This window comes from Rhizobium laguerreae (assembly GCF_002008165.1).
In the GTDB taxonomy this organism is placed as follows: domain Bacteria; phylum Pseudomonadota; class Alphaproteobacteria; order Rhizobiales; family Rhizobiaceae; genus Rhizobium; species Rhizobium laguerreae.
Genome location: NZ_MRDM01000008.1, coordinates 12555 through 32856 on the forward strand (window position 1 = coordinate 12555; position 20302 = coordinate 32856).

Genomic DNA, 20302 nt, shown 5'->3' on the forward strand with positions numbered 1-20302 from the left:
TTACCGAGCGGGAAAATTCATAAGCCTCAACCCCGCTCCACATCCCGAAATATCCCGATCGGTAAATTCCAAGGGATCCTCGGCTGCGTCGGAGCGCAGGAACCCACACCCCAACTCCCGCATTGAGCAACCAGCCAAAAGCTGCTTGACTGCCCTACCCGCACGCCCACCGCGAAAGGAAACCCCATGAGCCGTATTTTCATCACCGGTTCCACCGATGGCCTCGGGCTTGCCGCCGCCCGCACCCTGATGAAGGAGGGCCATGACGTCGTGCTGCATGCCCGTTCCCGCGAGCGCGCCTCCGCCATCGCAGAGACATCAGCCGCGGCCCTTGGCCTCGTCATCGGCGATCTCGCCAGCGCCACGGAAACGCGATCGATTGCCGAGCAGGTCAACGCCATCGGCCGAATGGACGCCGTCATCCACAATGCCGGCATCTACCTCGAGAGGAGCCGCGGCGAAACGCCGGATGGTCACGCCAAGACACTGGCGGTGAATGTGCTTGCCCCCTATCTGCTCACAGCATGGATCACGCGTCCCGATCGCCTGGTCTATCTCACGAGCGGCATGCACCGCAGCGGTAGCAGCGCCCTTGACGATATCGACTGGAAGACGCGGCCGTGGAGCGCCAGCCAGGCCTACTCGGAAAGCAAGCTCTACATCGCCACCCTCGCCGCCGCTATCGCCCGCCATTGGCCGGATGTTTTCAGCAATGCGGTGGATCCCGGCTGGGTGCCGACAAAGATGGGCGGCGCTGGCGCGCCCGATGACCTGGAGATGGGGCATCTTACGCAGACGTGGCTTGCGACGAGCGATGATGGCGCAGCGAAGGTCAGCGGCGGGTATTGGTATCATCGGCAGCGGCGGGAGGCGGCGGCGGAGGTTGGCGATGCTGGGTTTCAGGATGCGTTGGTGGGGAGGCTCGGCGAACTGACTGGTGTTCGACTATTTGCGGACGGGTAGAAAGTCGGCAAGACCGGGTTAGCGGGCGTTGCCGCGTTCCCTTTCCAGCAGGCTTTCCTTGAGCAATCGCGCAACCGGTGCCGGGCTTCGCATCAACGATATTTGTCGGCCAAAAGAGACGGATGTTGGAAGACAAGCTATTTTGAGTCTCACTCATGAGAGTCAACGTGCCTTGAGATCAGGATTCGCGGATTTTTGAGAGTCAACGAAATCTAATAAAGCAGTCGTTGTCGTGGAGCTCAGGGTGACCCCAGAAAAACAACTGCCTACATTCTTTACCGATGCGCGGACAAGAACGGCGTCTATGTGTAACGGTTAGCATTGCGTCGTCTTTCTTAGACGAGTTAAATAGTCTCATCCATATGTAGTACGAATATCGGGTTGATTGAAGTCAATGTATTACCGCAGCTTTCTCACTTAGGTCGGATGCATTTTGATGGAATACTCAGCTTGACGCGGAGTCACGCTGAGCCTTCAAGAGGCGCAGCATGGTTTGTTCTGCAGTCTGCGTAAGCCTTTTCGCTTTCGTGGGGTCGAACTGGAGCAGTATTCCATAAATCCCCCGGACCTTTGCCGCGTCTGCGATGTAGTCTGCTGGATTTGAAAAGGCGCGGTGGAGATATCCTCTCACAGAATTGCGCCACTCTTTGGAAGTATTTAGTCCGGCATTCACGGTAACTCCGGTTACCTCTTTCCGGTCGCCAGGCCCCATAAATTTAGTCTTCGCGGAATTTAGGTTGAATCCTCCACTTTCGACGATCTGAGACACCGCTTCCAACACATCGTGTTCAATCCATTCCATACTGGAGAATGTCAGATCGTCAGCATATCTGGTGTAAAGCAATCCCATCTGCTGAGAGAATTTTGAGAGTTGCGTATCGATGTCACGAAAAACAGCATTTGCAATCATCGGGCTCGTGGGTGCTCCGGTCGGAGCCATGCCATCCTTCGACGTTAGAGTCGACAGTAAAAGGCTGCCTGCATCACCATAGCCCAGCGCGCTGAAAACATTGAAAATATTGTCAATTTTTATATTGCTAAAGAAACTCTTTACATCGACGTTTAATATATGTCTTGAGTCCCTATGTATTATTGCATTACTAATGTAGCTTCTATTTTTGCGAAAACCGTGAACGTTGTCAGATAAGTCAATCTTGTCTAAAATATTATCCGCGATCCACCATTGTATAACCTTCAAGTAGGTTTTGGGGGTGGATATTAGGCGCTCCTCCCCTGTAGATTTAGTGAGCTTGAACTCGCGGAAATGATATGCAGGGCGGTGAATAATCTGTCGAATTAGAGAAGGTGCAATACCGAGATATCCCGCGAGATGGCGAGTGGATTCAAGATACGGCAAACCAAACTGGTCAGCGAATTTACCAGCGTTATCAGAATCTTCCGGGAAAAATGCAGTTGCAAAAGCGACATAGTCTGAAGGACGAGGAGCGTTGTAGTAGCTGCGAGGTGGCATGGAAAAACCAATCTCAAGGGATTGCTTTGAATGCGTGATTAGTAAGGGCCGGTCGGTGATTGGCTGAGGCTTCAGGCGATTGCCGACCGGCCCTTACTAATCACGCGCCCACTTATACTATTTGACCTGAATGGCAGGACGGCTGGTGCAGCCTCCTATCCAAAACCACCTCGCGACTCAGTGATACAACCTTCTCTGTCGCTTCATCAAGAATAATCTGCGGTTGTCAATTTCTCGTTCTTTGACCAAAGTGGCAGCCACGTTCATGCCCTTTTCGGTTAAAACGTAAGTTCCCTTGCGGATATCTATCAATAAACCATCTGATTTCATCTTTTCGTGCAACTTGTAGATCGCTTCGTGTAGCTGGTCTTTATTGCCGTCGCCCCACATTTCCGTGTAGGCGCTTAATACATCCTGCACACGGGCAGGCTGAATTATCCGCAATGTGACCAGATATCGGTCCACCAATGTCATGCTATCTATCAAAGAGCTTCTCCACTCTGGCATCGGTAGCACGCGACTCTATGAATCTATTGCATTCGCCGATTACTTCATCAAAATTCTCGTAATCTACATAGACAATTTCCGCCCCAAAATGTCTCGCAGCTTTGGCAGTTCCGTCATTGATATAGCTTGGTTTCCCCTCAAACTCTTTTGCTATGAGAACCAACATTTTTTCACATGTACTTTTCGTAGTCGCCCAGTCACCCAATTCGCAAAATGCGCCTGGTCCGAATGGAAACATTATCACTGTATCGATATTGTCAATGATGTAATGCCTCTCAAAAAAAGCAGCGTTCGACTTGTTTCCGTAGTGCTTCTGCCCAATTTTTTGTAGTTCTACATCCTCGCCCATATAAATATTATGGCCAGAATCATTATAATATTGATAAACATCAAACCGTATTAATTTTCCCTTGTCTAGTGAGTTTACTTCTTCAGTTCTTGGTTTGGTGACATCGATATATGGACCAGCAATAAATATCTCGTAGCGCTCTGCTGCGCGGCGGATTTCGTCCTGTCTTGCGACTAGGTCCAATTTTTTTATCCGATGATGTTCCATTATCGCCCTAGGTGCAGCTCTTCAAAATCTCAACATCCTATAAGAATCTATTCAGATCAACTCTCCGATGTGGATTGTTTTCAAGCTCAGGTTTAGTATTTTCCTTCTGCCCCGGTTGCAGCGCAAACCGGAGGGGTATACTCCATCCGCCAGAGCGAAGTGACGGTGACGAACCAATAGAAGATACTCAGAAAACTGGCTGGGGCGCCTGGATTCGAACCAGGGATGACGGTACCAAAAACCGTTGCCTTACCGCTTGGCGACGCCCCACCAGAGCTTGAGCGGAAACCGCCTGCTCAAATCGACGCCTGATTAGCAAAGCTCTTCGCCTGTCACAATGACTAAGTTTAACCCGGCGCAGATTTATGCGCTGCGCAGTGCCTGATGTCGTGCTAGAAATTGGCGACGTCATCGGCCCGAGATCATTCCTTCATGGACAGTCCCGCATTCGACCTCGCTTTCGAGCCGGCCTATGGGCGCGCCGTGCCGGTTGCGTCAGGTGTCGAGCGGATCACGGCTGAGAATCCCGGGCCTTTCACCTTTTACGGCACCAACAGCTATATCGTCGGCTCTTCCTCGGTGGCGGTCATCGATCCCGGCCCGGAGGACGAGGCGCATTTTCAGGCGCTGATGGCAGCCCTTGGCGGCCGCGCGGTGACGCATATCGTCGTCAGCCACACGCATCGCGACCACTCGCCGCTTAGCCGGCGGCTGCAGGCGGCAACGGGGGCGGTGACGGTGGGGCAAGGGCCGCACCGGCCGGCGCGGCCGCTGCGCGAAGGCGAGATCAATCCCTTTTCCGAAAGCTCGGATCTGTCCTTCGTGCCCGACATAACGCTCAGTGACGGCGAGAGCCTATCGGGCGATGGCTGGGTGCTGAGCGCGGTGCTGACGCCGGGGCATACGGCCAATCATGCCGCCTTCGCGCTTGCGCGGCGCGACATCCTGTTCTCCGGCGATCATGTCATGGCCTGGTCGACCTCGATCGTGGCACCCCCGGATGGCTCGATGGCGGATTACATGGCCTCGCTCGACAGGCTGATCGAGCGGGAGGATGGCATGCTGCTGCCCGGCCATGGCGGGCCGGTGACGCAGCCTTCGACTTTCCTCAAGGCGCTGAAGGCGCATCGCCTCAGGCGCGAGCAGGCGGTGCTGGCGCGCGTCCAGGCCGGCGACGGGCGGATTGCCGAGATGGTGAAGGTGATCTATCGCGATACCGATCCGAAGCTGCATGGGGCGGCCGCGCTTTCCGTGCTCGCCCATATCGAGGATCTTTTGGAGCGCGGCGAGATTGCGGCGGATGGGCCGCCTTCGCTTGCCGCCAGCTACCGGCCGGCTCAAGGGAGATGAGGGGAGAAATGAGCATGGGGCGCGCCGAATACAGCTATCGCGAAGATCCTGATGTGCCTGATTTTGCCGATGATCGGCCGTTGATCATCTTCGATGGCGAATGCGTGTTCTGCTCCGGCTGGGTGAAATTCGCGCTGAAACATGACAAGCAGCAGCGATACCGCTTCCTCGCGGCGCAGACGCCGCTCGGCGCCGCACTCTACCGGCATTACGGGCTGCACGCGCGCGACTACGAGACCAATATCCTGATCGAGAACGGCCGCGCCTTCTTCAAGTCCGACGGCTCGATCCGCATGGTGGCGGGGCTCGGCTTTCCCTATTCGCTGGTGAAGATCTTCCGGCTGCTGCCGCGGCGGGCGGCCGATGCGCTCTATGAATTCATCGCCCGCAACAGGCTGAAGATTGCCGGCCGGCAAAGCTGCATGGTGCCGACGCCGGAGCAGCGCAGCCGGTTCATCGCATGAGCGAGGCGAGATTTTGCCTGCTCATCATCGGCGGCTACGGCACCTTCGGCGGGCGGCTCGCCCAGCTGCTGGGCGATGAACCCCGGCTCAGGCTGCTGGTTGCGGGGCGCTCGCTTGAAAAGGCCGACGATTTCGTTGCCGATCTCCGGTCGCCGAAGGATGGCGCCGAGGGCTTGGGAAGCAACAATCTCGGCGCGTTGGTGCAGGCGGTTCGATTCGATCGCGACGGCGATCTCACCGAACAGCTGACGCGGATGAGGCCCCATCTCGTCATCGATGCCTCGGGGCCGTTCCAGAGCTTCGGCAAGGATGGCTATAAGGTCGCCGAGGCCTGCATCGATCTCGGCATCGACTACGCCGATATTGCCGACAGCACCGGTTTCGTCGCCGGCATCGGTGGGCTGGATGCGGCCGCCAAGGCCAAGGGCACCTTCGCGCTCTCGGGGCTCAGCAGCCTGCCTGCGCTTTCCTTCGCCGCACTCGATGCGATGGCGCCACATTTCTCCCGGATCGAAAGCGTTTCGGCGGGCATTGCCCCCTCGCCGCATGTAAAGATCGGGCTGAATGTCGTCAGGGCGATCGCGACCTATGCCGGCAAGAAGGTTCCGGTGCTGCGGAATGGGCGGGCGGCCCCCGGGCGCGGGCTGATCGATGCGATGCGGGTGACGGTGGCGCCGCCGGGGGTTAAGCCGCTGCGCAGCCGGAAATTCCTGCTGGTGGATGCGCCGGATCTCAAGCTGCTGCCGGCACGCTTTGCCGGCCTGCAATCGACCTTCACCGGGGTCGGCACGGAGCCGCAGCCGCTGCAGCACCTGCTCAGCCTTGCGGCAAGGCTGGTGCACCTCAGGCTCCTGCCATCGCTGCAGCCATTTGCGCGGCTGCTGCAGCGTGCCAGCCACGCTTTCGCGATCGGCGACCATCGCGGCGGCATGTTCGTCCGCGTCGGCGGCGTCGATCACGCCGGGAGCAGGCTGACATCCGACTGGCATCTGATTGCCGAAGGTGATGACGGGCCGTTCATTCCCGTGATCGGCGTGGACGCGCTGGTGCGCCGGCTACTGACGGGCATGCGGCCGGAGAATGGGGCGCGGCCGGCGGCCGGGGAATTGCAGCTTGCGGATTTCGAAGCGGCCTTCCGGCGGTTTTCAATCACATCCGGCATCCGGATGGAAAACGAGGAGATGCCCCTGCCTCTCTACCAGAGGATCCTCGGCAGCGCCTGGGAGCGGCTGCCGCCGGCCCTCGCCGCCCTCCATGCCGGCGGCGCGCGCGTCGCCTCCGGCCGGGCGCGGATCGAGCGCGGCGGCGGGCTGCTGGCGAGGATCGTCGCTGGGGTGATCGGATTTCCGAGAGCCGGCGAGGATGTGCCGGTCACGGTGCGTTTCGTGCCCGATGACGACAGGGAGGTCTGGACACGGGATTTCGGCGGCACGGTGTTCCGCAGCTGGCAGGTCGAGGGCAAGGGCCGCGACCGGCATCTGCTCGCCGAGGTCTTCGGGCCGTTTCGGGTGCTGATGGCGCTGGTGCCGGATGGGGAAAAGCTGCGGCTCGTGGTGCGGGGATGGCGGTTCTGCGGCATTCCGCTGCCGATGTTTCTGGCGCCTGGCGGGGATACTTATGAGGAGGAGCGGGATGGGCGGTTCCACTTTCACGTGGAGATCGGCGGGCGGCTGACGGGGTTGGTGGTGCGGTATACGGGGTGGTTGGTGGTGGAGTGAGGGGCGCGCCTTTGCGCGAATGGCTGCCCCTCACCCTAACCTTGGCGGGGTCGAGCCGCCCTCCGGACCCCCGTAAAAACGGGGAGAGGGAACGTGCCCTGCGAGAAATGGGCTAGGAACGGAGAGGTTGCGGCAATTTCCCTTCTCCCCTCGGGGAGAAGGTGCCGGCAGGCGGTTGAGGGGGCCACACGGCACACCCCTCTCGTAACAACCTGTCGGCGACGCCCTAAGACGATGCGGTCGAACCCCGCATAGGCGTTGTAAGGAAGACCGGCTTCGGCGGCCCCCTGATCGCAAGCGCTGTTTTCCTCGCACATTGACCAAGCGCGTTGGGCCGTTTCGAACACTACCGCTGTGACAGAGATGGCAAGAGTGCGCCATTTCCAGACCTTACCTCGGAAGCTGCGATCGTCCCGTCTCGGCCCTAACCGGTCGGCCGCGATGAATGCGATGACCGTCTCGATTTTGAGCCAAACGGAAAAAATGCTGTTTTCAGAAGCGTCCTGTGATCCGCCATTGTGCCTCCTTGATGATCCCGCGGCCGGCTCGTCGCGATGGGCTTGTCACACATACCGTTCGACAAGCACGTGCAAGGGCTCATCAGGTAATTGGGCCAATCCAGCAATGTCATTGCTTCTAACGTAGCGCCCTCGATGGCCAGGCTGCCGGAACGTCGTTTTAGGTAAAGTTTCGATAAAACCCACCGTGGGTAAGCCCCGCTGCCTTCATGATGGAAAGCACCTTCACAAAGTCCTGCAGGTCGGCCGGCTCTATTCCCTCAAGGTCGTGTCACTCATCAAACTATGTCCATGGTCCGCGCACCGTCTTGTTACCCGCTCAGATCAAGCTCCTGAAACCAGCGTGTCGATTTCGGCCGATCCTGTTCGATTAAGACGGAGCGCCGTGAGCCAGTCAAAGGAGAGACAAGTATGGCTGCCACTAAGCATTCCGAACACGTCGAACTACAGTCGCCACACCTCAGTGTCGTGGGCACCTTGCAAGCCGTTTGGATGCTGCTGAAGCATCAGCGAAGGTACCGCCGAAGCTTGAGCGAGCTGTCGCGGTTTGACTCTCGCCTGCGCCGTAACATCGGCTTGGAGCCCCCAGAGATCTCCGCTGGAAAGATCGCAGAGCAGCAAGGAGCTCTCGCCGGATAAGCAGAACTGGCAGCATTTTTTGCTCTTTGTCGAATCGCGGTGTTCAAGTTCGACTAACATCGACAGCACCATGGAGGAACCGGATGCGCTACCTTTGTCTCTTCTACATCGATCAAACACTTGCTGATGCCGCCAGCAAGGAGGAATGGGCCGAGATCGACCGGGAGTCCTTAGCTTCCAATGAAGAACTCCAACGTTCAGGCCACTATCTCGCCTCCAACGCTCTTGCCGACCCAAAGACCGCAAAGACATTGCGCGTTCGCGCCGGCAAGGTGAGTTGGACCGACGGGCCCTTCGCAGAGACCAAGGAGCATCTGGGTGGCTTCCTGCTTATCGAAGCGAAGAACCTTGCGGAGGCAATGGAGATCGCGGAGCGGGACTCGCTCGCTCGGATGGGAGCGATCGAGGTGCGCGAGACCGCCGGCTTTTAGATTCGAAGTGCCCGGCTACTTCCCCTCATCCGCCCTACGGGCACCTTCTCCCCGAGGGGAGAAGGGTGAATCGAGAGGTTGCGGCCCGCAGGTTGTCGAGTTTGCCGCACCCGCTCCCGGCCCTTCGCTTTGGGCTCAGGGCGTTCGCCGCTGCAATCGATTCACTGGATCGATTGCTGGCGCCTTCGGCGGCACCGCGGCTCACCCACTGCAATCGATTCACTGGATCGATTGCTGGCGCCTTCGGCGGCACCGGTACGGGGGTTGAATCTGCCGCACCCTCTCCCGGCCCTTCGCTTGGGCTCAGGGCGTTCGCAACTGCAATCGATTCGCCGGATCGATCGCTGCCGCCTTTGGCGGCACCGGTACGGGGGTTGAGTCCGCCGCACCCTATCCCGGCCCTTCGCTTTGGGCTCAGGGCGTTCGCAACTGCAATCGATTCACTGGATCGATTGCTGCCGCCTTTGGCGGCACCGTTGCTCACCCACCCGCAATTCCCAGCAGCTCGGCATCCAGCGCCTTCAGATAATCGCCGGCGATTTCGGCGCTGAAGCCGAGGTCGTGTTGGCCGTAGCGGGAGGCGACGCGGATGTCGACGAAGGTGGTTTCGGCCTCTTCGCGGAGCCGGATGATGAAATCGAAGCGCAGGCCGAGGATCAGCGTGCGGGTGGTGCCCTGCAGCGTCACCCCGTTGACGCCGCGGATCAGCTTGGCGACGTCGTCGTCATAGGGACGCGGCGTCGGCACGGGGATGGTATCGGGCGCATCGGCCACCGCATCGTCGCCGGCCTGCGGCGGCTTGACCGGTCTGTCTTCGGGATCGCGGCCCGGCTCGGTGTCGCCGCTGCTCTCGGTGATGGTCATGCCGCTCATCTTGGCGACCTTGCGCACCGCCTCCAGCACGCGGTCGAGCGCGCCCTCATAGCGCCGGCCGGTGAGTTCGGGATAGGCGGCGAGCTGCTTTTCGCGATCCTCCGGCGTCACCTGCACCTTGCGCTTCAGCCAGATCTGGTCGAAATACGGATAGGAAAGCCAGTCGGGCGCGGAGACCGGATCGGTGGAAACGTCGTAGATATCGGGCAGCGTCAGATAGCGCTCGGTGGCATAGGCGCCAAGCGCCAGCGGAAAGGCGGCATAGATCAGCGCCGCCAGCGCCGCCAATCCGCCCTCAGCCCCAGTCATCCAGAGGCTGCGCAGTCCGATGGCTGCCAGCATGGCGGCCAGCAGTGCGCAGCCGGCAGCGACAATCAGCAGCAGCACCAGATAGGGTGTGGCGAGGCCGCCGAAGCGATGGGCGATTATCACAGCCAGCGCCAGCACCAGGGAAAACGCCCCGATGAGCCGCGAAGAGCGGGCGGCGCTGGAAACGGGGCGGTCATAGCGGATGGCCATCAAACTTACCGGTTGCTCGTCAGCGCCCGCGCGTTCGACCACGCAAATCGCCTCAACCCTGTTTAGAGCATGATGCCGAAAAGTGTGAAGCGGTTTTCGGACGACATCATGCTCTATTCTTTGATTTAGATCCGGATTCAGATTTTAGGCCGGCCCGGCCTAAAATCATCCGGATCTGGGGCAAGATTCGGCTAAATTGAAACGATTGTCTGAGGCATTGCGTTGGAATCCGCGGCGAAGGCCATGGCGAAACGGCGGCTTCTTCATAAGCCCTTGCTGATATGTCAAAAAAAGGCCATTCTGCCGCGGTTTCATCTCCAGATATAGAGGAGAGACGGCATGATTTCACCCGAGATTGCAGCGAGCCCGCAGGCATCTGCGCTTGGCGGGATCGACCACCAGTCCGAGCCGATGCTGCCGATGGAGCTGCTCGAGCTCGAACTTTCGCTCGAAGGTTATGCCGGCGGCGATCCCGGCTTCTGCGAGGCCGTGCGCCAGGCGGCGGCACGCTCCGGCGGCGAATTGCTGTTCGATTTGCCGGCCGGTGGCCTCGTTCACGATTGCAGTCGCATCGCCGTGCTGCGCATTCCTGAAGATGGCCAGGAGATGCGCGTCGTGCTGGCGCTGCTCGACGATAACGGCACCGAAATCCGCATGCAGGCGCCCAATGAAGAGACCGCGCCGCTGGTGCGTTTCGCCGATGCCTTCATCGAGGTGCTGGAGCGGATCTGAGGTTCAGAGCACGGGCGATCACTGAAACCTCAGGCGTCAATTCCTCGTCCCGCTTTTCGTCATCAGGCCGATAAGGTCCTCGTCGCCACTTTGCCGCGCGATATCGAAGGCTGTCACGCCGCTATCATCCTTGGCATTGGGATTTGCGCCATTCTCCAGAAGAGCGGCGATAACATCAGGCCCGTTCTGCCGGTTGAGCATTTGGACGATAAGAGGCGTTCGGCCGTGATTGTCGCGGGCCTCGATGTCGGCCCCCTTCTCTATCAGGAGATTCACCGCCTCAGGGTCGGTGATGATGTGGAGAATGCTTATCCCCTCGTCGTTCCTGGCGTTGATATCGGCTTCGTTCGCAAGCAGAAGCTCCAGGATTTCCCGTTCGAAATACATGTCGAGAAGGTGAATGGGCTGGAATCGATATTCATCGACGGAGATCGCGAGAGATGGATCCGCCGCAAGCATGGCTCTTACCGTCGTGACATCTCCCACCTGGACGGCATGATGAAATTTCTCGGCGACTTCGGCGTTGGTCGCAGTGGCTGAACTGAATGAAAGTCCCAGGATGGCGATCACGCGCAGGAAAAAGCCAAGCATTGTTACTCCGAAAAACTACCGGCGCTCGGCCGCGGCTTCCGCAACGCTGCGGAAGGGGAATTTTCGTCCGCATTCGCACTTGATGACGAAATTTTCCTGATGATTGGACGGCCGCTGCACGCCAAAGCCGCGCGGCAGCTGGTCGACCTTGAAATCCGGGTGCTTGCGCTTGGGATCATCGACTTCCGAGGCCTCGGCAAAGCCCTCATTCCCGCATTGCGGACAGTTCAGTTTTTTCGAAAATCGATCGCGAAGGGCCATGCTCGTTCCAAGGTTTGCCGGCCTCTCAGGGAGAGCCCATGTTTTCCTCATACATAGGAATGGCCCTCATGCATAGAAAGGTCGGCCGGCGAAAGTGGAACCAAGTGCGGACGATGCCGTTCCTTTTTCGAAAAGGAGGCACTCATGCCGAACAGAGACCCGATCCCGACACCCAATGCCGATACGCCGCGTGGCCCGACGCCGACGCCAGGCATTCCCGACCGCATCCAGGAAAAACCACCGCTGACACCGGCACAGGACCCAGGCGACACGAAGAATCCTCAGGACCCGCCGCTTAATCCGGCGCTGCTGCCGATCGGGGATCCGGCTGGGGCGGCGTGATTCTGTTTCTCGGTTTCGGTGGTTGCTCCTCACCCTAACCCTCTCCCCGTTCTGACGGGGAGAGGGGACGTGCCCTACGCGAGATTAGTGGGGGACGGAGAGGTCGCGGCATACCCCTTCGCCCCGCAAGCGGGGAGAAGGTGCCGGCAGGCGGATGAGGGGCTGGCCTCAGCGATCTCCCGGGCCAAGAGCAGCTTGACGCCCTCGCCCGAATGGCCTTTCCTCAGGGAAATGCATTCCAAGGAATACACCGATGCGCATCCCCATTCTCATCACCGTCATGGCCACCATCGTCGCCGGGCTTTCGGCCTGCCAGACGATGACGCCGGAGGAGCGGCGGGCGGCGGATGAGCAGCGGTGCCTGAGCTATGGCTTCCGGCGCGGCACAGATGGTTTTGCCACCTGCCTGCAGCGCATCGATCTCGACCGGCGCGCCGAATCACGGGCGCAAAGTGCTGAGATGATGAACCGCATGGCCTGGGATCTGAACGGACCTTATGTCTACCGCGATCGTTGGCGGTATCGTTACTGAGGGCCCTGGGCGCCCTGCCCCCACTCCACCGATATTTTACAAGCTCGCCCGCAGGTCTTTCGGACCGCGCCTGATCTCTTCCAGATTGCCTGCAATCACCGCCTGCGCTGCCGCAAGTCTCGCGATCGGCACGCGGAAGGGCGAGCAGGAGACATAGTCGAGGCCGATCGTTTCGCAGAAGCGGATCGAGGCCGGGTCGCCGCCATGTTCGCCGCAGATGCCGAGCTTCATGTCGTTGCGGGTGCGCCGGCCGCGTTCGGCGGCGATGCTGATCAATTCGCCGACGCCGTCGAAATCGAGCGAGATGAAGGGATCGTGCTCGATGATGCCCTTGCGCTGATAGGTGGGGATGAAGGCCGAGGCGTCGTCGCGCGAGATGCCGAAGGTCGTCTGCGTCAGGTCGTTGGTGCCGAAGGAGAAGAATTCGGCGGCTTCGGCAATCACATGGGCGCGGAGGGCCGCACGCGGCAGCTCGATCATCGTGCCGACGAGATAATCGATCTTCATACCGGCCTCGCGCATGACGTCGCCGGCGACCTCGTCGATGCGCGCCTTGACGTAATCGAGTTCGGTGCGCAGGCCGACGAGCGGCACCATGATCTCCGGCACGACGGCAGCCCCGGTCTCCTTGGCTGCGGCGACCGCAGCCTCGAAAATGGCGCGGGCCTGCATCTCGACGATTTCGGGATAGGAGATCGCCAGCCGGCAGCCGCGATGGCCGAGCATCGGATTGAACTCGTGCAGCGCATCGACGCGTTGGCGAAGCACGGATGCCTCCATGCCCATGGCGAAGGCGACTTCGGCCACCTCGTCATCGGTCTTCGGCAGGAATTCGTGCAGCGGCGGATCGAGCAGGCGGATCGTCACCGGCAGGCCGTGCATTACGGTGAAGAGGCCGGTGAAATCCAGCCGCTGCATCGGCAGCAGCTTGTCGAGCGCCACCCGCCTGCCCTTCTCGTCGACAGCCAGGATCATCTCGCGCATCACGTGGATGCGCTCGCCCTCGAAGAACATGTGCTCGGTGCGGCAAAGGCCGATGCCTTCGGCGCCGAAGGAGCGGGCAGCCAGCGCATCGGCCGGCGTATCGGCATTGGTGCGCACCGTCATGCGCCGGGCGCGGTCGGCCCAGCCCATGATGCGGCCGAAATCGCCAGACAGCTCCGGTTGGATCATCGGCACTTCGCCCTTCAGCACCTGGCCGGCCGAGCCGTCGATGGTGATGATATCGCCCTTCTTGAGCGTCACGCCGACGCCGAGCAGCCGCTCGTTGCGCACGTCGATGCGCATGGTGCCGGCGCCGACAACGCAGGGGATGCCCATGCCGCGCGCAACGACAGCCGCATGGCTGGTCATGCCGCCGCGGGTCGTCAGAATGCCTTCGGCGGCATGCATGCCGTGAATATCCTCGGGGCTGGTCTCGACCCTCAGCAGAATGACCTTGCGGCCTTCGGCTTCCGCCTCGACCGCCTCTTCGGCGGTAAAGACGATGGCGCCGGTGGCAGCGCCGGGCGAAGCCGGCAGCCCGCTACCGATCACCTGGCGGGTGACGCGCGGATCGATTGTGGGATGCAGCAACTGGTCGAGGCTGGAAGGCTCGATGCGCAGCACCGCCTCGTCCTCGGTGATCACCCCCTCGTCGACCATGTCGACGGCGATCTTCATTGCCGCCCGGGTCGAGCGCTTGGCCGAGCGGGTCTGCAGCATCCACAGCTTGCCGCGCTCGATGGTGAATTCGATATCCTGCATGTCACGGTAATGGATTTCGAGATCGGTGCAGATGCGGCAGAGCTCGCGAAACGCCTCCGGCATCAGCTTTTCCATCGAGGGTTTTTCGGAGCCGGAGGAAATTCGCCCCTCCTCGGTGATGCTTTGCGGCGTCCGGATGCCGGCCACGACATCCTCGCCCTGGGCATTGACCAGGAATTCGCCGTAAAGCGCCCTCTCGCCCGTCGAGGGGTTGCGGGTGAAGGCGACGCCGGTGGCGGAGCTATTACCGAGATTGCCGAAGACCATCGCCTGGATGTTGATCGCCGTGCCCCAAGCTTCCGGAATATTGTGGAGCTGGCGGTAGGTAACGGCGCGGGCACTCATCCAGCTGGAAAAGACGGCGCCGACAGCGCCCCAAAGCTGGACTTCGGGATCCTGCGGGAATTCCTGCTCCAGCTCCTCCTCGATCAGCTTCTTGTAGAGGGAGACGATATGCTGCCATTCCGAGGCGCTGAGTTCGGTATCGAATTCATGGCCGAGCTTGGCCTTCTCGTCTTCCAGGATCTCCTCGAAGGCGTCGTTGCCGAGACCCATGACGACATCGGCATACATCTGGATGAAGCGGCGGTAGCTATCCCAGGCAAAACGCGCATCACCGGCATCATGGCCGAGCGCCTGCACCGTCTCGTCGTTGAGGCCGAGATTGAGCACCGTGTCCATCATGCCCGGCATGGAGACACGGGCGCCGGAGCGCACCGATAAGAGCAGCGGCTGGCTGACGGAGCCGAAGCGGCGGCCGGTGATTGCCTCGATCGCCGCTATGCCGGCGCGCACCTCAGCCTTCACCGCATTCTCGATGTGGCGGCCGTTCTTGTAATAGGTGTTGCAGGCGTCGCTGACGATCGTCAGCCCCGGCGGCACCGGAAGTCCGAGGGCGCACATTTCCGCGAGATTGGCGCCCTTGCCGCCCAGAATCCCGTGATCGCGCGCCCGGCCCTCAGCCTGCCCGTCGCCGAACCTATAGACCCACTTGGTCATCTTCCCCCCAACACCAAATCGGGATCAGCTTAATCCGTTGGTGTTGAAATGAAAATCGACAAATGCGGCAGAATGTTGCGCTGCACAATAAATCTTGGCCGCGGCCGGAGTCGAAACGATTGAAAGGTGCCAAAACAGCCAACAAGGCACAAAAAAAGCTTTGCGGGACTGCAACAATGTCCCGCAAAGCCTTGTTTCCGTCCGGCCAGGAAAACCGGACGGGGGGTCCCTCAACCCAAAAACGGCTCAGCTTTTTCTCAAAACAGAACCGCTCTGACCGCGTCTTACGCAATTCCTGGGAAAATAGATCGCTATTTCCCAAGATTTGCTCTCGGTTTCCGGTTCTTGCCCTCGCCCGGAAAACCGCACGCAAATTCGACAATGCGCAACCGTTGATCGCCCGTTTTCGAGCAGAGTAATTAGGTTGCGTTGAAACAACTTCTAATGCAAGTCAGCGAAAAGAGCATCACCCAAATGGGGTACAAGCGACAACAGAGCCGACCTTTTTTGGTGTTTATTGCTCAGCCCTTGATTTTACGCAATTTCTGGGCGTAAAACCGCGCCATAGCTTTACGGAAATTGCGTTGCCCTTGCGCAGTCCCCGGAAGACCGTCGAGCTCGTTTGCGAGGGCCGGCTAGGCAATTTCGCGCAGGCGCTCGGCCATTTGCAGGTCGACGGAGACCAGCTGGGAGACGCCCTGCTCGGCCATGGTGACGCCGAACAGGCGGTTCATGCGGGCCATGGTGATCGGATTGTGGGTGATGATGACGAAGCGGGTTTCGGTCGAAGCCGCCATTTCGTCCATCAGATTGCAGTAGCGCTCGACATTGTGGTCGTCGAGCGGCGCGTCCACTTCGTCGAGCACGCAGATCGGCGCCGGATTGGTGAGGAAGACGGCAAAGATCAGTGCCATTGCCGTCAGCGCCTGTTCGCCGCCGGAGAGCAGCGTCATGGTCTGCGGCTTCTTGCCGGGCGGGCGGGCGAGGATTTCGAGGCCGGCTTCCAGCGGATCGTCGGATTCGATCAGCTGCAGCTCGGCGGTACCGCCGCCGAAAAGATGGGTGAACAGCCGCTGGAACTGGGCGTTGACGATGTCGAAGGCGGCGATCAGCCGTTCGCGGCCCTCGCGGTTGAGGCTCTGGATGGCGCCGCGCAGCTTGCGGATCGCATCGATGACGTCGTCGCGTTCCTTGATCAGCGCTTCGAGCTTTTCGCTCAGCTCCTTCTGTTCCTCGTCGGCGCGCAGGTTGACGGCGCCCAGCCGCTCGCGCTCGATCCTTAAACGTTCCAGCTCGCGCTCGACTTCGCGCGGATCGGGAAGCGCCTGCATGGTCGGCCGCCCCGTCAACTGCAGCGCCTCGTGCGGGGCGACGTTCAGCACCTCGCGGATGCGGCCTTCGCTTTCCTGCCGCTTCTCGCGGGCCGAAACCAGGCGCTCCTCGGCGCGGCCGCGGCGTTCACGGCATTCGGCAAGTTCCGACAGGGCCGTCGTCGCCTTCTGGTCGGCCTCGCGCTGGATGCGTTCGGCCTCGGCCAGAAGGTCGCTCGCCTGGCGGCGCGCCTCCTCGGCCTTCTGCAATTCGCTGAGCAGGGCGCGGCGCTTGTCATCGAATTCATCCGGCGCCAGTTCGAGCTCGGCTGCCTCTTCGCGCGCCTCTTCCTCGCGCTCGCGCAGTGTCGCGACATGGTCTTCGGCACTTGCCGCCCGCTGGCGCCAGGTCTCGCGCTCCTGGCCGATCGCCATGATGCGGCGCTGGCGGGCCTCGTTTTCCCTCGCCAGGCTTTCATGGCGGGCGCGGCTTTCGGCCAGCGCGCCGCGATCGGTCGCAACTTCCGCCTGCTGGAAGCGCAGCCGCTCGTCGATATCAGTCAGATCGGGCGCGTCCTCCAGCTCGATGCGGGCAGTCTCTTCCTGGATAGCGATCTCCTCCAGCTGCGACCGCAGCTGGCTGGCGGCCTCGCTGACAACATCGCGGCGGCGGATCAGATCGCCGGAGGCACGCTCGGCGGCAACGAGAGCGTCGCGCGCTTCGGCCAAATGACGCGCCGACAGGCGGCTCATGTCGCGCGCCTCGGCAAGTCGGCGCTCCTCGGCGCGGATCGCTTCGGCAGCGGCTGCCTGCCGCTCTTCGGCTTCGGCAAGCACGTCGCGGGCAAGAATGGCTTCGCCTTCGAGCTCGGCTAGGCGGTTCTTCTGGGCCAACCGAAGGGCGGCCGCACTCGGGGCGTCGGCACCGGTGACATGGCCGTCCCAGCGATAGACCGCGCCCTCTTTCGTCACCAGCCGCTGGCCGGGTTTCAGCGCCGCCATCAGCGAACCGGCATCGCCTTCCGCCACCAGGCCGATCTGGCGCAGGCGGCGGGTGAGTGCTGCGGGTGCGCGGACATGGGCAAGCAGCGGCGCAACACCGGATGGAAGGGCGGGATCGGCAGCACCATCACCATTGTCCGACCAATGGGCTGGCGCCTCGGCATCGAGCGGCGATTCGAGATCGTCGCCGAAGGCGGCACCGAGTGCGGTTTCGAAGCCGCGGTCGACCTTCAGCTCGTCGGCAACCGGCGGAAATTTGCCGGCCGCGGCACCGGCGGCGAGCATGCGGGAAATGGTCCGGGCCTCGGTCTCCAGCGCATTCAGGCTGGAGCGGGCCTGCTCGACCGGCGCACGCGACAGCGCCTCGGTCTGGCGGGCGCTAGCCAGCGCCTGGTCGACCGCCTGGACCGCGGCTTCCGCATCGGCGACGGCGATTTCGCCGGCCTCGACGATGGCGCGTTTTTCGTCGGGATCGGGCAGGCCGGCGATCTTCTCGCCGATGGCTGACAGTTCGTGGTTTGCCTCATCCATCTGGCGTTCGAGGCGCATCCGGCGGTCGGCGAGATCGCGGATGGCGCGTTCCAGCTGGTTGCGGCCGGCGGCAGCCTCGGCGCGCTCGGCCGTCAGCTGGGTGAAGATGCGCTCGCTGTCGGCAAGTTTTGCCGCCGCGCCCTCGAAGGCCTCGCGGGTTTCCTCGGCATAACGGCCGGAATCGGCGAGAATTTCCGAAATCTCCGCCTCTTCGGCGTCGAGTCTCGCCAGGATGACGGCATTGTCGGCCACCAGCCGCTGCTCGCGACTTATATCCTCGGCAAGCTGAGCGAGACGGCGGGTCAGCTCGTCGCGGCGGCGCAGGATGCGGCCGGCATCTTCCTCCAGCTGGCTTCTGGCGATCTGCAGGCGCTGCAGGGCGGCAGCCGCGCGCGCCTCGCCCTCGCGCAGTTCCGGCAGCTTGAAGCTGGCGATAGCTTGGTTCTTCGCCGCCTCCATCTGCATCTGCGCCTTTTCGGCGACGACGGAGGTCGCCTGGTTCAGCGCGCTGTCGGCCTCGGCCTCGGCCTCCTTCGCCTGCACCCAGCGGATATGCAGCAGCATCGCCTCGCGGGCGCGGATATCGGCAGACAGCGTCTTGAAGCGGTTTGCCTGGCGCGCCTGGCGCTTCAGGCTTTCGATCTGGCTTTCGAGCTGCGAGGTGACGTCGTCGAGACGCTCGAGATTGCCTTCGGCGGCGCGCAGCCGCAGCTCAGCCTCGTGGCGGCGGGAATGCAGGCCGGAAATGCCGGCCGCCTCTTCCAGCAGCTGGCGGCGGGCCTGCGGCTTGGCCTGGATCAGCTCGCCGATGCGCCCCTGCCCGACCATCGAGGGCGACCGCGCGCCGGTGGAGGCATCGGCAAACAACAGCTGCACGTCCTTGGCGCGGCTTTCCTTGCCGTTGATGCGATAGAGCGAGCCCTGTTCACGCTCGATGCGGCGGGTGACCTGGATCTCGTCGCTGTCGTTGAAGGCGGCAGGCGCGGTGCGCTCGGCATTGTCGAGATAGAGCGCCACCTCCGCAGTGTTGCGCGCCGGGCGGTTGCCGGAACCCGAGAAGATCACGTCGTCCATGCCGGAGGCACGCATGTTCTTGTAGGAATTCTCGCCCATCACCCAGCGCAGCGCCTCGACCAGGTTCGACTTGCCGCAGCCATTCGGCCCGACAACGCCGGTCAGCCCGCGCTCGATGATGAATTCCGTCGGTTCGACGAAGGATTTGAAGCCGACCAGGCGCAGCTTGTTGAACTTCATGCAGCCGCTCCGGGGCGCGGGGCGGGCTCGTCATGCAGCCACAAAAAAACAGGCGCACGGCTTTCGCCGTCGCCCGTTCTATCGAAACGATCCGGTTCAGAGCAGGCTGTCGATGAGCTTCGACAAAGTGTCAACCGGCATGTCTCCAGAGTAGCGCTTGCCATTGATCAGGAAAGTCGGGGTGGCGTTGACGCCGAAATCCTTGGAACCTCTTTCCCGCGTGGCGCTCACTTCATCCAGAAGCTTCTGGTTCGTCAAGCATTTCGTGAAGCTATCCTCAGTAAATCCGGCAAGCTTCGACATCTGCAGCAGTGCGGCGCGGCCATCGTCGGCGGCGGCCCAGACCTGCTGCTGCTTGAAGAGCATCGAAACCATCGGGAAATACTGTTCCGGCGTGCTCAACTGCTCCGGATTGGAAGAATTGCAGCGGGCGAGCATGAAGGCAGCGGCGGCGCGCGGGTCGAAGGGGAATTCGCGGATGATGAACTGCACCTTGCCGCTGTCGACATATTTCTGCTTGATCGTGTCGAAAACGGTGTTGTGGAAATGGGCGCAATGCGGGCAGGTCATCGACATGTATTCGACGATCTTGACCGGGGCATCGGCCTTGCCGAGCGCCATTTCCGGCAGCACGCCGGGCTTCAGCACTTCGGCCATGTCGACATCGCCGTCGGACTCCGGCATTTCGGTCGCCGAGGTGGCCGCCGTCTGCATGGTGTCGACATTGGTGCCATCAGCCATGGTCTTGCCGGAGGACGAAGCATCGGCAGCGTCGTTGCTGTCGTTGCAGGCGACAAGCACTACGGCAGCTGCGGCGATGGCGATACCGCTGAGCAGGCGGCGTTTCGTCAGTTGCATTTCGGACATCTGCATGGATTCCCCATAGATAGTGAGATTGACGGCATGACTGTGCGATATAACGGCTGGCGGCCACTCACAAGGCACGGTTCGCCAACTTCCTTCAAAGAATTGTGACCGTGGTGGGACGACTAG

18 protein-coding genes and 1 tRNA gene are annotated in these 20302 nt (G+C 61.2%); 9 read left to right on the plus strand and 10 right to left on the minus strand.

From position 1 onward, the window contains the following. Nucleotides 1–186 precede the first annotated feature (186 nt). A complete protein-coding gene (locus BS630_RS04785; protein WP_077976480.1) occupies nucleotides 187–963 on the plus strand; it encodes an SDR family NAD(P)-dependent oxidoreductase in 777 nt (258 codons plus the stop codon). Nucleotides 964–1408: 445 nt separating this feature from the next. On the opposite strand, the gene BS630_RS04790 is transcribed toward BS630_RS04785, so the two are convergent. The 4 genes from BS630_RS04790 to BS630_RS04805 form a co-directional block, all read right to left on the minus strand. Beyond that, nucleotides 1409–2434 (minus strand): reverse transcriptase domain-containing protein, encoded by a 1026-nt coding sequence (locus tag BS630_RS04790; RefSeq protein WP_077976481.1) that lies wholly within the window; start codon nucleotides 2432–2434, stop codon nucleotides 1409–1411. 177 nt (nucleotides 2435–2611) lie between these two features. Next, entirely contained in the window at nucleotides 2612–2908 is a 297-nt protein-coding gene (locus BS630_RS04795; RefSeq protein WP_077976482.1) for a hypothetical protein, read from the minus strand. A gap of 1 nt (nucleotide 2909) precedes the next feature. Then, complete coding sequence (locus BS630_RS04800) at nucleotides 2910–3473, minus strand: hypothetical protein (protein ID WP_143529396.1); 564 nt, start codon at nucleotides 3471–3473, stop codon at nucleotides 2910–2912. A 220-nt stretch (nucleotides 3474–3693) separates the two neighbouring features. Further along, nucleotides 3694–3767: transfer RNA gene (locus tag BS630_RS04805), tRNA-Gln, on the minus strand. A gap of 162 nt (nucleotides 3768–3929) precedes the next feature. Here BS630_RS04805 and BS630_RS04810 point away from each other — a divergent pair. From BS630_RS04810 to BS630_RS04830, 4 genes are all read left to right on the plus strand, one after another. Continuing rightward, nucleotides 3930–4847: an MBL fold metallo-hydrolase gene (locus BS630_RS04810; RefSeq protein ID WP_077976484.1), complete on the plus strand. Its 918-nt coding sequence runs from the start codon at nucleotides 3930–3932 to the stop codon at nucleotides 4845–4847. A gap of 14 nt (nucleotides 4848–4861) precedes the next feature. Beyond that, a complete protein-coding gene (locus BS630_RS04815; protein WP_077976688.1) occupies nucleotides 4862–5311 on the plus strand; it encodes a thiol-disulfide oxidoreductase DCC family protein in 450 nt (149 codons plus the stop codon). Further along, nucleotides 5308–7029 (plus strand): saccharopine dehydrogenase family protein, encoded by a 1722-nt coding sequence (locus tag BS630_RS04820; RefSeq protein ID WP_077976485.1) that lies wholly within the window; start codon nucleotides 5308–5310, stop codon nucleotides 7027–7029. The genes BS630_RS04815 and BS630_RS04820 overlap by 4 nt, the downstream gene beginning before the upstream one ends. A gap of 1240 nt (nucleotides 7030–8269) precedes the next feature. Beyond that, nucleotides 8270–8617, plus strand: coding sequence for a YciI family protein (locus BS630_RS04830; RefSeq protein ID WP_027666739.1), 348 nt, complete (start codon nucleotides 8270–8272; stop codon nucleotides 8615–8617). A 480-nt stretch (nucleotides 8618–9097) separates the two neighbouring features. Here BS630_RS04830 and BS630_RS04835 read toward each other — a convergent pair whose 3' ends face one another. After that, nucleotides 9098–10009: a DUF1499 domain-containing protein gene (locus BS630_RS04835; RefSeq protein ID WP_077976689.1), complete on the minus strand. Its 912-nt coding sequence runs from the start codon at nucleotides 10007–10009 to the stop codon at nucleotides 9098–9100. A gap of 339 nt (nucleotides 10010–10348) precedes the next feature. Between BS630_RS04835 and BS630_RS04840 the strand changes: the two genes are divergently transcribed. Beyond that, nucleotides 10349–10741, plus strand: a complete 393-nt coding sequence (locus BS630_RS04840) for a hypothetical protein (protein ID WP_077976487.1) — start codon at nucleotides 10349–10351, stop codon at nucleotides 10739–10741. Nucleotides 10742–10777: 36 nt separating this feature from the next. On the opposite strand, the gene BS630_RS04845 is transcribed toward BS630_RS04840, so the two are convergent. Together BS630_RS04845 and BS630_RS04850 are read right to left on the minus strand one after the other, a co-directional pair. Then, nucleotides 10778–11332, minus strand: a complete 555-nt coding sequence (locus BS630_RS04845; protein ID WP_077976488.1) for an ankyrin repeat domain-containing protein — start codon at nucleotides 11330–11332, stop codon at nucleotides 10778–10780. A gap of 15 nt (nucleotides 11333–11347) precedes the next feature. Then, nucleotides 11348–11593, minus strand: a complete 246-nt coding sequence (locus tag BS630_RS04850) for a hypothetical protein (RefSeq protein ID WP_003546063.1) — start codon at nucleotides 11591–11593, stop codon at nucleotides 11348–11350. Nucleotides 11594–11737: 144 nt separating this feature from the next. Between BS630_RS04850 and BS630_RS04855 the strand changes: the two genes are divergently transcribed. Next, on the plus strand, nucleotides 11738–11935 hold the full coding sequence (locus BS630_RS04855) for a hypothetical protein (RefSeq protein ID WP_065282354.1): 198 nt from the start codon (nucleotides 11738–11740) through the stop codon (nucleotides 11933–11935). Nucleotides 11936–12188: 253 nt separating this feature from the next. Further along, on the plus strand, nucleotides 12189–12467 hold the full coding sequence (locus BS630_RS04860; protein ID WP_077976489.1) for a hypothetical protein: 279 nt from the start codon (nucleotides 12189–12191) through the stop codon (nucleotides 12465–12467). A 36-nt stretch (nucleotides 12468–12503) separates the two neighbouring features. Here BS630_RS04860 and ppdK read toward each other — a convergent pair whose 3' ends face one another. Further along, nucleotides 12504–15212: a pyruvate, phosphate dikinase gene (gene ppdK, locus BS630_RS04865; protein ID WP_077976490.1), complete on the minus strand. Its 2709-nt coding sequence runs from the start codon at nucleotides 15210–15212 to the stop codon at nucleotides 12504–12506. 62 nt (nucleotides 15213–15274) lie between these two features. Here ppdK and BS630_RS36340 point away from each other — a divergent pair, with 62 nt between their 5' ends. After that, complete coding sequence (locus BS630_RS36340; RefSeq protein WP_131642497.1) at nucleotides 15275–15631, plus strand: hypothetical protein; 357 nt, start codon at nucleotides 15275–15277, stop codon at nucleotides 15629–15631. A gap of 216 nt (nucleotides 15632–15847) precedes the next feature. Here BS630_RS36340 and BS630_RS04870 read toward each other — a convergent pair whose 3' ends face one another. After that, a complete protein-coding gene (locus BS630_RS04870; RefSeq protein ID WP_077976491.1) occupies nucleotides 15848–19309 on the minus strand; it encodes a chromosome segregation SMC family protein in 3462 nt (1153 codons plus the stop codon). A 96-nt stretch (nucleotides 19310–19405) separates the two neighbouring features. After that, the gene (locus BS630_RS04875) at nucleotides 19406–20176 is read right to left on the minus strand and encodes a DsbA family protein (protein WP_376774620.1); all 771 of its coding nucleotides are present in this window, start codon (nucleotides 20174–20176) and stop codon (nucleotides 19406–19408) included. Between the last annotated feature and the right edge of the window lie 126 nt (nucleotides 20177–20302).